This is a genomic window from Providencia heimbachae ATCC 35613 (assembly GCF_001655055.1).
GTDB lineage: Bacteria > Pseudomonadota > Gammaproteobacteria > Enterobacterales > Enterobacteriaceae > Providencia > Providencia heimbachae.
Genome location: NZ_LXEW01000009.1, coordinates 39,348 through 54,288, shown reverse-complemented (window position 1 = coordinate 54,288; position 14,941 = coordinate 39,348). Strand labels below are relative to the sequence as shown.

At 38.8% G+C, this 14,941-nt stretch carries 11 protein-coding genes; 7 read left to right on the top strand and 4 right to left on the bottom strand.

Going from position 1 to position 14,941, the window contains the following annotated elements:
• Positions 1-374: 374 nt before the first annotated feature.
• Positions 375-1,325 (bottom strand): DUF1471 family protein YdgH, encoded by a 951-nt coding sequence (gene ydgH / locus M998_RS01695; protein ID WP_068907230.1) that lies wholly within the window; start codon positions 1,323-1,325, stop codon positions 375-377.
• 383 nt (positions 1,326-1,708) lie between these two features.
• Here ydgH and pntA point away from each other — a divergent pair, with 383 nt between their 5' ends.
• Entirely contained in the window at positions 1,709-3,238 is a 1,530-nt protein-coding gene (gene pntA / locus M998_RS01690; protein ID WP_068907229.1) for a Re/Si-specific NAD(P)(+) transhydrogenase subunit alpha, read from the top strand.
• 13 nt (positions 3,239-3,251) lie between these two features.
• The gene (gene pntB, locus M998_RS01685; RefSeq protein ID WP_068446483.1) at positions 3,252-4,640 is read left to right on the top strand and encodes a Re/Si-specific NAD(P)(+) transhydrogenase subunit beta; all 1,389 of its coding nucleotides are present in this window, start codon (positions 3,252-3,254) and stop codon (positions 4,638-4,640) included.
• 184 nt (positions 4,641-4,824) lie between these two features.
• Here the strand turns inward: pntB and uspE are convergent, their stop codons facing one another.
• Positions 4,825-5,772, bottom strand: coding sequence for a universal stress protein UspE (gene uspE, locus M998_RS01680; RefSeq protein WP_068907228.1), 948 nt, complete (start codon positions 5,770-5,772; stop codon positions 4,825-4,827).
• A gap of 124 nt (positions 5,773-5,896) precedes the next feature.
• Positions 5,897-6,652 carry a fumarate/nitrate reduction transcriptional regulator Fnr gene (fnr, locus tag M998_RS01675; RefSeq protein WP_068443675.1) on the bottom strand — a complete coding sequence of 252 codons (756 nt, stop codon included), beginning with the start codon at positions 6,650-6,652 and terminating at the stop codon, positions 5,897-5,899.
• A 396-nt stretch (positions 6,653-7,048) separates the two neighbouring features.
• Here fnr and M998_RS01670 point away from each other — a divergent pair, with 396 nt between their 5' ends.
• The 5 genes from M998_RS01670 to M998_RS01650 all read left to right on the top strand — a co-directional run bounded on the left by M998_RS01670 (position 7,049) and on the right by M998_RS01650 (position 12,613).
• Positions 7,049-8,026 carry an NAD(P)H-quinone oxidoreductase gene (locus M998_RS01670; protein WP_068907248.1) on the top strand — a complete coding sequence of 326 codons (978 nt, stop codon included), beginning with the start codon at positions 7,049-7,051 and terminating at the stop codon, positions 8,024-8,026.
• 410 nt (positions 8,027-8,436) lie between these two features.
• Positions 8,437-10,377: a pyridoxal phosphate-dependent decarboxylase family protein gene (locus M998_RS01665; protein WP_068907227.1), complete on the top strand. Its 1,941-nt coding sequence runs from the start codon at positions 8,437-8,439 to the stop codon at positions 10,375-10,377.
• An 82-nt stretch (positions 10,378-10,459) separates the two neighbouring features.
• Positions 10,460-11,608: a tyrosine transporter TyrP gene (gene tyrP, locus M998_RS01660; protein WP_231906724.1), complete on the top strand. Its 1,149-nt coding sequence runs from the start codon at positions 10,460-10,462 to the stop codon at positions 11,606-11,608.
• A 254-nt stretch (positions 11,609-11,862) separates the two neighbouring features.
• On the top strand, positions 11,863-12,402 hold the full coding sequence (locus M998_RS01655) for a PadR family transcriptional regulator (RefSeq protein WP_068907226.1): 540 nt from the start codon (positions 11,863-11,865) through the stop codon (positions 12,400-12,402).
• A 4-nt stretch (positions 12,403-12,406) separates the two neighbouring features.
• Entirely contained in the window at positions 12,407-12,613 is a 207-nt protein-coding gene (locus M998_RS01650; RefSeq protein WP_068443687.1) for a DEAD/DEAH box helicase, read from the top strand.
• 204 nt (positions 12,614-12,817) lie between these two features.
• Here M998_RS01650 and M998_RS01645 read toward each other — a convergent pair whose 3' ends face one another.
• Positions 12,818-14,560 carry an ABC-F family ATP-binding cassette domain-containing protein gene (locus M998_RS01645; RefSeq protein WP_068443690.1) on the bottom strand — a complete coding sequence of 581 codons (1,743 nt, stop codon included), beginning with the start codon at positions 14,558-14,560 and terminating at the stop codon, positions 12,818-12,820.
• Positions 14,561-14,941: the final 381 nt, after the last annotated feature.

Here is a 14,941-nt window from a genome sequence, read left to right as displayed (position 1 = left end):
TTCAAGGTATATCCTGGTTGTTCTACAATCAAAAGTTAAAATGACGTTAATTTAATAATTATGATAAGTAATTAAACCAGTTAATTTCAAAAAACCAGTTTAATAGACTGTTAAAAAACAAGTGTGAGATTCTACGAATGAAACGAAAGATATGCAATGGAAAAATATGCAGTTAATTAGATATTTTATGCACTTTTACTGTTGATCCTGAAATTTATATTGATATAAGGATTTGATGAATCAAATGATACATTCAAAATGTAGGGAATGAGAGGGTGAGGTTGGATATAAGGTCAATATAGAAGAAGCGTATCGTTAAAAATAAGAAAAGCCAGTTTAAGATATAAACTGGCTTCAGCGAGATTTATTTTCTATTACTTAAATAGGTCAGCACTAATGGTCACACTACCACCATTTGATTGCCATTCTCTTGTAATATGGAAGTATTTAGCACCTTTAGCCTCAGCACGCTTAGCAATTTGATAGCGTACTTCAGGGGTGTTAGTGTAATAACCAGAGAATGTAATTGAATCAAATGGAACCATTTGTGCAGCGGCAGTTTTATTAACTTCTTCAATAGCATATCCGCTTGGTAAAGTCACGCTTGTACGGCCTGGCTGACTACTTGAAGTTTCAAAGAAACGCCCAACTGCAGTTGTAGGTTCTTCTGAAGAAGCTACACCGGGTATGCGGACTTTTTTCGCTGCTTCCCCACCTTCAGCTAGCAGAGCACGTCCTGCATCTGAATCGGCAGGAATAATAGCTTCTTCTAGCTGGACTTGGCGCTTAGGTGCATCTTTTTTATACACATAAGCAGTTGCCAGCGTGTTACCACCATCATTCATTGCAATATTACGTACAACATAGAATGATGCGGCATCTTTTACTTTTGCTTTTTTGGCAATCGCTTCATAAAGGTCAGGTTGTGAAGGATAGAAACCGCTTACGGTAACTGTATCAAAAGGTTCATATTGAGCAGCATCGTCTTTTGACATTTCTTCAACACCACCGAATACTCGGCGATTTGACTCTACAGTTTTAGGTGCGTCTTTTGCAAAGACATCAGCAACAACACGCATGTTACCGCTATCACCTATATCATCAAGGCTTTGAATGTAAAAGGCATAAGCCCCCATTTTATCAGCCCTACGGGAGACTGCGTCGGATGCTTCATAAATAGCATTAAAGCGTCCGGTGACTGTTATACGCTCATAAGGTTTTAATTCTTCGGCCTGTTTTGGCGTTAATTCAACAGCCGCCTGAGTAGCAGTTATACTCGTTATTGATAACACCGCGGCTGCGATGACCGTAGTTTTCAGCTTCATACAAAATCCTTCCGCCTTGCGCAATTTATTATAAACGTGCTGAGCCTTTTTTTACCACATGTTAGTGATTATTACACGTAACCGTTCTCGTTGTCTCATGATTTTCTTTTTATGGGAAATAAATAATGATTGACTAGTCAAATTTACCAGTTTTTTCAAAGTATCCAGTATTTTATTGACCTAAAACTAAGATTTTCCCTGAGAATCCCATTTACTGTCTAAGAATGGTGATCAATTATGGATCAATAAGGTTATTTTCAGTAGGTTATTAGAACATTTAAAAATTGTTTTATGCGAAAATAGGACTTTTCCATGTGGGATGGTTACTTTTTTGGCAAACACCGTACATACAACATTACTTTAAGCTTTAAAAAGGGAACATTATGCGTATTGGTATACCAAGAGAACGACTTGCCAATGAAGCGCGTGTTGCTGCTACACCGTCAACAGTAATTCAACTACTTAAGTTAGGATTTTCTGTCTGTGTAGAAAGCAATGCGGGGCATTTAGCAAGCTTTGATGATGCAGCATACGAGCAGGTGGGAGCAGAAATTGTTGACCGTGATACTGCTTTTGCTGCGGATATTGTTTTTAAAGTAAATTCACCACTAGATGATGAAATTCCTCTGCTTAAAGAGGGGGCAACATTGGTGAGCTTCATTTGGCCTGCGCAAAATGCAGAGCTAATGGATGCACTAAAAGCACGTAACATTAATGTGATGGCGATGGATGCTGTTCCTCGAATTTCGCGGGCACAGTCACTAGATGCTTTGAGTTCGATGGCGAATATTGCGGGCTATAGAGCTATTGTCGAAGCGGCACATGAATTTGGTCGTTTCTTCACAGGGCAAATTACCGCAGCAGGTAAAGTGCCACCAGCGAAAGTGATGATCATCGGTGCTGGCGTAGCAGGATTAGCGGCTATCGGTGCCGCAGGCAGTTTAGGTGCAATTGTTCGTGCATTTGATACTCGTCCTGAAGTTAAAGAACAAGTGCAAAGTATGGGCGCTGAATTCCTTGAGCTTGATTTTAAGGAAGAGGCAGGGAGTGGGGACGGTTATGCTAAAGTGATGTCAGAGGCCTTTATTAAGGCTGAAATGGCGTTATTTGCCGCACAAGCCAAAGAAGTCGATATCATTGTTACAACCGCACTTATTCCAGGTAGACCAGCACCTAAGTTAATTACTAAAGAAATGGTTGAATCAATGAATCCGGGTAGCGTTATCGTTGATTTAGCTGCACAAACTGGCGGAAACTGCGAATTAACTCAAGCAGATAAATTGGTCGTAACAGCTAATGGCGTGAAAATTATCGGCTATACCGATTTACCAAGCCGCCTTCCAACACAGTCTTCACAATTATACGGGACTAACCTCGTTAATTTAATGAAACTGCTGTGCAAAGAAAAAGATGGTCAAATTGTTATTGATTTTGATGATGTCGTTATTCGTGGTGTGACCGTCATCAAACAAGGGGAAATAACTTGGCCAGCTCCCCCAATTCAAGTTTCAGCTCAACCGCAGGCGAAACCTAAAGCGGTGGAAAAAACGAAAGCGCCTGAGAAAAAAATGTCACCGGTCGTAAAATATGGCTTGATGGCACTAGCGATTATCCTTTTTGGATGGTTCGCTAATTCTGCTCCGAAAGAATTTTTGTCGCACTTTACTGTTTTTGCCCTTGCTTGTGTCGTCGGTTACTACGTGGTTTGGAACGTGACACATGCGTTACATACACCATTAATGTCGGTGACGAATGCTATTTCAGGGATCATCGTTGTGGGTGCGTTATTGCAGATAGGGAGTGGTGGTTGGGTAAGCTTCTTATCCTTTATTGCCATCTTGATAGCCAGTATCAATATTTTCGGTGGGTTCACAGTAACACATCGCATGTTAAAAATGTTTCGTAAAGGATAAGGGGTAACTTATGTTGTCGAGTGGAATTGTGACAGCTGCATATATTGTTGCTGCTATCCTATTTATTTTCAGCCTTGCAGGGTTATCGCGCCATGAGAGTTCCCAGCGAGGAAATACTTACGGTATTATTGGGATGGCGATTGCGTTACTTGCAACGATCCTTGGACCCGATAGTGGTAATGTTGGCTGGATGATTATAGCAATGGTCATCGGTGCGGTTATCGGTATTCGGTTAGCGAAAAAAGTTGAAATGACAGAAATGCCGGAACTCGTCGCTATTTTACATAGTTTCGTGGGCTTAGCGGCTGTTCTTGTCGGTTTTAATAGTTTTATTGCGAGCGAAGGGCACCTTGATTCAGTCATGGAAAATATCCACCTGACTGAAGTCTTTTTAGGTATTTTCATTGGTGCGATAACCTTCACAGGCTCAATTGTGGCTTATGGTAAGTTATCCGGAAAAATGTCATCGAAGCCGATGATGTTGCCGAATCGCCATAAACTCAATTTAGCTGCGCTCGTTGTTTCATTAATCTTATTAGTTATTTTTGTCAGAACTGATAGCGTTGGCCTACAAGTGTTTGTCATGTTAATTATGACGGTCATCGCTCTTGCATTTGGTTGGCATCTTGTTGCTTCAATTGGCGGTGCTGACATGCCAGTTGTTGTTTCAATGCTTAACTCTTATTCTGGTTGGGCAGCCGCAGCGGCGGGCTTTATGCTAAGTAATGACCTATTAATTGTGACTGGTGCACTGGTAGGTTCTTCTGGGGCAATCCTGTCTTACATCATGTGTAAAGCAATGAATCGCTCTTTCTTCAGCGTCATAGCCGGTGGTTTTGGTACCGATGGTTCTTCAACAGGCTCCGATGAAGAAATGGGTGAATATCGTGAAACAACAGCGGAAGAAGTGGCTGAAATGCTTAAAAATTCGACTTCTGTTATTATCACGCCAGGCTATGGTCTAGCGGTAGCTCAAGCGCAATATCCTGTTCAGGATATTACAGCAAAATTGCGTGAGCGCGGTATCAAAGTTCGTTTTGGTATTCACCCTGTCGCTGGGCGTTTGCCGGGGCATATGAACGTACTACTTGCTGAAGCGAAAGTACCTTATGATATCGTATTGGAAATGGATGAAATCAACGATGATTTCTCAAATACCGATACCGTGTTAGTTATTGGTGCCAATGATACCGTTAACCCGGCAGCACAAGAAGATCCGAACAGCCCAATAGCGGGCATGCCAGTACTTGAAGTTTGGAAAGCAAATAACGTTATTGTCTTTAAACGTTCAATGAATACAGGTTATGCGGGTGTTCAAAACCCATTATTCTTTAAAGAAAATACACAGATGTTATTTGGTGATGCTAAAGATAGCGTTGAAGCTATTTTACGCTCGCTTTAATCTTTAATTAATATTTATTTAGGGCTCTTGTTTTTAGAGCCCTTTTTTATATTTAATTTACTATTATGATATTAAGCGGATAGTGGGTAATAGCTTAAATCATATCCGGTATGCGGTTAGGACTTATAAAACAAAAGGCCAATGGTATAATTCATTGGCCTTTACAATATTACGTTATGGGCGTTTAATCGTCATCAGCAGGACTAATAGGGCATACAAATCCATCGGGTTTTATGGCCAATAAGTCGCATTTAAGCTTATCAATGACGTGTTCCGCAGTATTACCTAGAAATGCGGCTGATATCCCGGTACGACCTAAAATACCAAGCACAACAACACCAGCCTCAAGTTCTTCACACATATCTGGAATGATTTTTTCAGGCAACCCTTCGCGAACATGAGTAAATTTTTCATCAATACAGAATTTTTGGCGTAATTCTTTCATCGCAATGAGATGCTGGCCGCGTAGCGCGTTGTTATACAAACTAGGATCAAAATCTGGGAGTTCAATCGCAATATTCATCGGAGCGACAGGATAAGCACTCACTAAGTGAATATCTTGCTCTTTGATAATGCGTTGAGCTAAATCTTTGGTTTTCTCAACCAGCTTGATATTGAGAGCGTCATGATAAGATTCTTCGTTAGATAAATTAACCGCGACAACAACGGAACCATGATCGGGCCAAATTTTATCTTTAACCATCCAAACTGGCGCTGGGCATTTTCTGAGAAGATGCCAATCTAACGGTGTGAAGATGATTGACTCGAAATTATCTGTTTGGTGTGCCATCTTCAGCAATAAATCATGTTCTCCGCTAATCACTTCCTGAATTATGGCTTCATACGGCTTATTGTGCCAGATGACTTTAATTTCGATATCAATACCCGCTTCAAGGTAAAAGTGGGCTTGCTGCTTGATCCATGCGGCTTTTTGGCTGATAACACCTTTTCGCATGGCATTACGCTCTTCAGGAGAGAGCAGAGTAGTCATATCATAGGAAAGGTCGTAGATAGGTAAAAAAGCTTTTATCCGTCCACCATTACGCTGCACGATGTAAACAGCACGTCTTAACGCAGGTTGGTCATCCTGATTTGGGTCAATTGCAACTAGGAGATTTTTGTAGTTTGCCATTTTGAAATCCTCTCAACAACGGATAGGTCCATATAGATAAACTATGATATCAGCGTTAAATAGGCAAGATTTCAGGGAAAAAAAACGAAAACGGATCACTGGGAATGTGATCCGTTTGGGGGGATTAGCAGGTAATAGCTGAAACTTTACCCGCTATATCAGTAAGTTTCGTCATATCTTCAATTGTGATGTATTTACCTTTAACACTTAACATGCCACTTTTTTGGAAACGACCTAAAAGGCGGCTTATGGTTTCAACGGTTAAACCAAGATAATTACCGATATCACCACGTGTCATTGTTAATCTAAACTCACGCGGTGAAAAACCACGTTCTGCAAATCGATGAGAAAGGTTAAGAATAAATGCGGCTAGACGTTCTTCTGCATTTTTCTTGGATAACAGGAGGATCATTTCTTGATCTCCCTTAATTTCACCACTCATCAGACGCATAATTTGTTGACGTAAGTTAGGCATTTTGCCTGACAAGTCATCGAGTGTTTCAAATGGAATTTCACAAACCATTGAAGTTTCAAGCGCTTGAGCAAAACTTGGGTGCTGTGTATGTATAATAGCGTCAAAACCAACCAAGTCGCCCGCTAAGTGGAAACCTGTAATTTGCTCATCACCTTCTTCGGTGATTGTGTAACTTTTTATTGTGCCTGAACGGATGGCATATAACGAACGTAGCTCATCACCTGCTTTAAACAAGGCTTGACCTTTTTGAATTGGTTTTTTGCGTTCAATGATATTATCAAGTTGATCCAGTTCATGTTCATTCAGTGTAAAAGGAATGCAAAGTTGACTAATGCTGCAGTCCTGACAGTGAATAGCACAACCACCAGACTGGATGCGACGAACAACTCTTTTTTCTGGGATCATATTAAATGCTCAATCAAGTTAAAATTATTGATATGAGTCAATTTTAGCATAAGATAATGCGGCTGGTAAGTAGTAATATAGAACAGAACAAAGTTATCAAATAAAAAAGCAAAAGAAGCTAAAAATATCAAATTAATGATTTTAGATGGAAATGCTAAATTAAGTACGATTACTAAATGATAAGCCGGATATAAATTAAATAATTGTATTTTAAATATAATAAAAGGTGTTAAGTAGATATTTCTTTAGCTAAATAAATTAATGAGTTATCTGTATTTTCATTAAACTAATTAGCATTAATTTAACAGAAAAGTAAACATAAAAATATCAATTTTTCAAATGAACCTGTAAAAGGAAATCATAGTGATAAACAACCAATTAACATTACCAACAACAATGAAAGTTGTCGACATTATAGAACCCGGCGGACCAGAAAAATTGCAATTAATAGATAAACCACTACCTAGTTTATCAGCTGGATACTTATTAGTGAAGGTTGAAGCCGCAGGCGTTAATCGACCTGATATATTTCAGCGAATGGGGTCATATCCACCACCACCAGATGCTTCGCCTATTATGGGATTAGAAGTCTCAGGCACAATAGTTGCGAAAGCGGATGATGTTACTCAATGGCAGCTCGGCGATAAAATTTGTGGTTTAGTTGCTGGTGGGGGGTATGCAGAATATTGTTTAGTTCACAAAGATATTGCTTTGCCATTAGGCAATTTATCATTTGCAGAGGGAGCAGCCGTTCCTGAAAATTTTTTCACAGTCTGGGCGAACGTATTCCAAATAGGCAAACTTAAAAAAGATGAAACCGTGCTTATTCATGGTGGAACATCAGGAATTGGTAGTATTGCTGTCATGTTAGCCAAAGCATTTGGCGCAACGGTGATCACAACGGTGGGCTCGGAAGAAAAAGTCAATATTGCGAAATCGTTAGGTGCTGATTGTGTGATTAACTATAAGACAGATGATTTTGTCCAAGCCTCGCTAAATTATACGTTATCACGTGGGGTTGATATGGTTGTCGATATTATTGGCGGTGATTATGTTGCTAAAAATTATGTGGTTGCGGCTAAGTGTGGGCGTATTATTCAAATTGGTATGATGAAAGGAAATCCGACACATTTGAATATGATGCCACTGATGGTGAAGCGATTACAACATACGGGCTCCACAATGCGCTCACGAACTATTGAAGAAAAATGTCAAATTTCACTTGAGTTAAAAGAACAGGTCTGGGACATGTTGCAAATAGGTAAAATAAAACCCATTATTAACAAAACTTACAGTTTGGCTCAAGTTTCTGATGCGCACCGCTATATGGAATCTGGCGATCTTTTTGGGAAAATTGTTTTATTAAATAATTAAATAAAGAAATCCTCATCCTGGTTTCTATTAGGGTGAGGATATTGCCAATAATTACATTTAACTTTTGTTTATAACAAATAATTTACATTATCAAGTCTTTTTGGCGTAAATATCTCTTTACAGCTGACTAAATTTTGAATTTTTGTCCCCGCCCACAAATCCGAACGAAATAAATATGAGTTTATTAATATTTTAATGAAGATAGATTATATCTATAGATAAGTTGGCTCATTAACGGTTTGCCTATCAATATTTAATAATGAAATGATAGAGAATATGACAATGTCATTAATACATTGTTGTCTTATAAGGACATAGACCCGTTATTGCACTTTCCAATGATAATAAGTTAAATAACTTAAAAGCAGTGGGTGTTTTTTTGACACTGTGAGTCGAAGGTGTAGTGATAAATGAATAATTTTAAAAACTCAAAAATGAATGTAGACGCCTTATTTCTTGGGCCAAAATCTGAAAATGCCGTCTTTTTCAAAGAAATGATGGAGTATGCTGTTTCTGAGCATATGCATTGGCGTTCAGGTTATCACCCTGAAGACCCCGACCTTATCTCTACGGTAGACAGGTATGCTCCGGAATATCGAGATACTTTATATCGTACAGAAGGTATTTTGAATCAGCTTTCATCTAAACTTAAAACAACCTCAGTACCTTGGTTTTCACCTCGTTATATGGGTCATATGAATGCGGATACCTTTATGATATCCAACCTCGCTTATGTAATGGCCATGATGTACAACCCCAATAATTGTGCTCAAGAATCTTCACCAACCACGACTGTGTTGGAAATAGAAGCTGGGCTGGATCTTTGTGGAATGTTCGGTTATGACGTACAAAATTCTTGGGGTCATATAACATCAGGAGGAACGGTTGCTAACTATGAAGGGTTATGGGTTGCCCGTAACTTGAAGACGCTTCCTTTGGCGATGGCTAAGCATCCACAAGCTCAAGCGCTATTGAGTGATAAGTCTGACCATGCATTATTAAATATGTCTACGGTATCTATATTGGATTTAATAGATGTACTTAAAAAACAAGGATTATTTGAAGCAGTTAGAGAGATGACTTGCCGTGGTGAAGGAATTGAGCAAGGAAAGCTTGGCAAGCTATTAGTGCCACAATCCAAACACTATTCGTGGTTAAAGGCAATGGACATTTTGGGGTTAGGTCAACAAAATATCGTACAATTACCTGTTGATGAAAATTACCGTACAGATGTCAATCAAATGAGACAAATCATTTTTTCATTGATTGAACAGGGTGAACCTATTTTGGCGGTTGTTGCGGTTGTGGGAACAACCGAAACAGGGGCAATTGATAATGTCGCTGAAGTGATCAAATTACGCAGTGAATGTGAAACACGCTTTGGCGTTTCTTTTTATGTGCATATTGATGCAGCATATGCGGGATATGCTTGTGCAATGTTTCGCGATGAAAACAATCAATTTATCGACTATGAAGCATTAATACAGCGTTATCACAATGAAGGTGTTTTCCCTCCTGATGTTGTCTGGCCAAAACCGGATGTTTATGAAAGTTTTAAGGCACTTAATCAAGCTGATTCAATTACCGTTGACCCGCATAAAGTTGGCTTTATACCTTATGCCGCGGGCGCAATTTGTATGAAAGATAAGCGAATTGTGGATCTTATTTCCTATCATGCCGCCTACGTTTTTGAAGAAGTTCAAGAAAAAAGCCGCAAATCAGATAAACAGCAAAATGTATTACTTGGATCCTCAATTATGGAAGGCTCTAAGGCAGGCGCTACCGCAGCCGCTGTTTGGGCTGCTCATCGTTTAGTGCCGTTAAATCTGTGGGGATATGGGAAAGTGATTGCTGCGGGAGTGACAACCGCAAATTGGTTGATAGAAAAAATTAATTTAAGCCAACCATTTGTTATCGATAACCGTGAATTTGAAATTATGGCGATGCCATCACCGGATTTTCATATGGTCAATTTCATGTTTAAAGAGAGCAGTAACACCTGTCTCGTGAAGCAAAATCAACTTAATAAACGTATATATGAGCTGTGTTCATATGCTGCGGGGCGGACTTATGCCAATGATTTCCTGACATCATCGACGTCATTAAGCTATGAAGAATATGGGGATAACCCTAAAAATCTATGTTGTGATGCTGGTTTTAGTGAAAGTGAATGGGATAAAGTGCGTTCTATTTATGTTTTAAGAGCCGCAATCATGACCCATTGCCTGCGGGATAAACAACATTTTGATAGTTATTGGGAAGAATTAACAAACATCTTTGAAGACAAATTACAACAGCTCATTGATGAAGAAAATAAACATAGTCAACCCAATCAAAAGGTTAGTATTTAATTTTACTTGTTAGGATCTCAATATGAAAAATCGCACATTTGGTAGTGTTTTTATTGTTGCAGGTACTACGATCGGCGCGGGAATGTTGGCAATGCCAATTGCCGCAGCGGGTAATGGCTTTATGGTTAGCTTAGCCATGTTGCTGATCTTATGGGCGCTGATGTGCTACACAGCCTTATTATTAGTGGAAGTGTATCAGCATGAATCTCATGAAACGGGGATCGGCAGTGTTGCAGAACGCTATTTAGGTTCTGGTGGTAAATTTATTACAGGCTTCAGTATGATGTTCCTAATGTACGCGTTAACCGCTGCTTATGTGAGCGGTGCAGGGGAAATCATCACTTCAAATTTAAAAAGTAGTTTTGCCATTGATATGGCAGATTGGATGGGGATTGTTGTTTTTACGGTGATTGGTGGGGGGGTTGTTTGCTTTGGTACCTCATCGGTTGATTTTATCAACCGCATTCTATTTGCCGCTAAAATTGTTTTTTTAGTCATGATATTAGCATTAATGGTACCCCATGTTGAGCAGCAAAATTTATTATCGGCCCCAACACAAAAAGTATTGATCCTGTCGGCGATACCTGTCTTTTTCACTTCATTTGGTTTTCATGGTAGCGTGCCGAGCATTGTGAAATACATGGGCGGTGATGTAAAAAAACTACGGATGATATTTATTATTGGTAGTGCTATTCCGTTGGTTGCTTATATCTTATGGCAAATCGCCACATTAGGCAGCATTGGCACTACAACGTTTGTCGGAATTTTAGCAGAAAATGCAGGGCTAAATGGATTACTGGATGCGATTAAGGATGTTGCTCAATCGGGTAGAACTGAATTAATTGCTCAAATGTTTATGAGTTTAGCTTTAGCGACATCATTCCTTGGCGTAGCATTGGGTTTATTTGACTTTTTAGCTGACTTATTTAAAAGGCAAGATAATGCCTCGGGAAGATTGCAAACTGGGCTATTAACATTTTTACCCCCGCTGGTATTTGCATTATTTTATCCGAAAGGCTTTGTGATGGCATTAGGCTTTGCGGCTATTGCTCTGTCAGTGCTCGCCTTATTATTACCAAGTGCAATGGCATTTAAATCTCGCTATACCAATCAACGTAAGTATCAGGTACTAGGTGGTACAACAGGGCTATTGGTGGTTTTTTTATGTGGAATTATTGTGATAGGTGTTCAGCTAGGCATTGCGTTTAATATATTGCCGAATATTGGTTAGTTATTATCGTTAAAATATAAACGTCATCAAGCCAGTGACTTTTACAGTTACTGGCTTTTTTATAGGTAATAATTTAAGTCGCCAGCAGGGTTATCATCGACACTCACTTTTCTTTGGAGTGGCTTATCTGCGAATAATTATCATTAGCACGTTATGCACAAAAACAGATATATCTAAAGCTGGTATTTTTTGCAAAATATACTATGATGTTAGATATATCTGTTTTAGATGTCAAAATAACGTTGAGTATTTTAATGAGTAATGAAAAACTGCCTGATGTATGTGCATGTAACGGAAAAAGCGTCAAGCGCATGTTTAATCCGAAGCAGTTGCGGATTTATATTCTCCATCTGCTTATCGATGGTGCGAATTACGGTTATGAGCTTATCAAAAAAATAGGCCAGGAAACAGCAGGGTTTTATTGTCCAAGCCCCGGCGTTATTTATCCTACATTAACTTTGCTGGAAGAATTAGGTTTTATTGCGGCAGGTAAAGAGAGTGGAAAGGGGCGTAAGTGCTATACAATCACCCCCGAAGGAAGATGCTTTTTGTTATTAAAAGCAGATATTTTTTCTGAAGTTAAGATGAAATTAGATTATGCACAAGAGCTTAGAGCCGGTAATTTGTTTGCAAATGAAATTGAGTGTGCAGTAGATAAGTTTAAATCATTACTAAGACACAAAATTGTTTTACAGCAATTAACTTGCGAAGAATCGGCAAAGGTTGTGAACATTATTAATAGTGCAGTTGATAGGATAGAGCAAGTGAATGCCGCGTTAGTGGTAGAGGATTAATAAAATGGCCAAAACAAATGATATTATTCAAGCTAAAGAGCAGTCATATATGAAAGAAACCCCGAAATCAGCACCAGAAAATTCAACTGACCTCACAGACACTGAGTCAGTTAAAAAAAATACGACAGATGCTAAATTTAAGGAGGCAGTATGCCCTAAAGTGCCGACGTCTTATTTTAAACGTGCGAAAAAGCAAAAAAATCAATATTAAAATTGATGGTTTACAAAATCTTTATTCTTATAACGATAAGTTTTTATCAAGGATAATTTATTTTTGATAAATGCGTATTTCGGGTATAGGTATAGTTATTTTGTAAACTCGGTATCTTCTTTTGGTAAAATGTTTTCAGTCACATCACAATCAAAATGTTATTCACAGCCCTTGATAACCGATAATTATCAAGGGCTGTTTAGGTTAAAAATCTAATTGGCTTTGAATCTTGTGTATCTCTTCAATCCATCGTTGTTGTAACTGTGGTTTTTGATGAGAAGGTTTACGCTGCCTATCTGCTTGCAATTTTTCCTCTAATTCAAATAACTGCTCAAGCAATTTATCTTCATGAGCAAGAGTTTCAACAATAGCTTTAGATGCTAAGTTTGGTAAATTGCTACTCATGTTATATTGACTAGATAAATGCGATTGAAGCTCAATTTGCTGATAAATATCGTCAACATTAAGATATTCTTCTAAACGATTATTGTGAATATACCAAAATCTCTGGCAACTGTTTTCTATCAACCATTTATCATGACTGACAACCAATAATGCGCCCGTAAATTGTTTTATTTGCTCACTAAGTGCTTCTTTGCCTTCGATATCAAGGTGATTGGTTGGTTCATCCAATAAAATAAGCTCATATTGGGCAAGACTTAAACCAATAAAAAGTAATCGTGCTCGCTCACCACCGCTGAGTGTGGCGACCTTTTGCTGATGTCGGGTATAAGCAAAACCAGCACCAATTAATGCCATTTTTCGTTGCTCATCATTTAAAGGGGCAAAATTTCGCAATGCCTCTAGCAAACTATCATTATCATTTAGTTGTGCTAATTGTTGATCGTAATAACCCGTGTTAATTGTTGGATGAAATTTTAACTGTGAGCTATTGCATTCATTTTGCAAATAATTTTGCCAAAGCAAACGTAAAAGTGTTGATTTTCCACACCCATTGGCACCAATGATAGCAACATGATCGCCACTTTTGACTTGATGAAAAAGGGTTGTAAATAATAACGCGCCATCTGGCGTATTAATATTTGCACAATCAAGTTCGAGAACTCGATTGGCCGGTATTGATTTACCGCTAAGTGTTAACTTCCATTGGTAACCATCTGAAAGTTCGGTTTGAACCTCTTTCAATCGGTCAACTTGCTTTTCCATTTGTTTTGCTTTACCTGACAGACTTTCATTGTCATAAACATGTCCCCAGATCGCCAAGCGTTTTGCACTTGCTGCAATCCGGTCTATTTCTTTTTGTTCCGCTTGATGACGACGTTCATCAGTGACATCTTTTTCTATCAATGCTTGGCGAGCTTTGCTGCAAGGTAATCGATAAAAATGCAATGATTTATCACGCAATATCCAAGTACAGTTGGTGACTTTATCGAGTAAAGCTTGGTCATGGGATACCAGTACAAAGCTACCTTTCCATGATTGTAAAAAATCACCTAACCAAAGCAAGGTAGGCAAATCGAGATGATTGCTTGGTTCATCAAGTAATAGCAAGTCAGGTTGTGAAATTAATGCACGACCAAGTAATAGTCGAGTGTGCTGGCCTCCACTTATTTCATTGGCTTTTTGCGTCCATTGTTCAGTTGTAAACCCGAGTTCAGATAACAGCACTTCCGCCCGCCAGCGTTCGGCCATTTTGTCTTGCTCTGGAATTTTTTGCACAAGGGCATCGATAAGCGTTAATTCTGCAATATCATCAGGTAGGTGCTGTTCAATATAAGCCGTCACACAATGGTTGGCATAGGTAATATTCCCACTAGCAGGGGATAATTGATGTGTGATTAGCTTAAGTAAAGTACTTTTACCGCTACCATTATGGCCAATTAAGCCAATGCGATCACCTTGTTGCAGTGTAAAGGTAATATCATTCAATAATAGGGTAGTAGATGTGTCGTAATTCAGTGATTTTACAGATAATAATGTGCTCATAGCTTACTCGAATTTTAGGCATAATAATGCCGGGGTATAGTCTTGACGACAACCCAGTAAGCTGAGGGAGGCCTCTTTAGTTAGTCGCTTCGCTCAGGCAGGGTTATCGCAGTATAAAACTGTGAAAGCCTGAGCTTTGGCGATTACCAAAGAAGTGTGAATATTCAATTAGATCACACAACAGCATAGATTAGCCTCCTTATTTTTTCATAGGGTGAAACAATACCTCATCATAGCAAATTCGATATTTTTATAGCAATAGTAATAATTACGCTGTTTATTCATTGTTATAACTTATTCTAATGATGGCGGTATTTACATGAATTATATTTCTGAGGGATTGGGAGTTCGCATAACCCCGTTTAAAGTTAGTCCTTAACT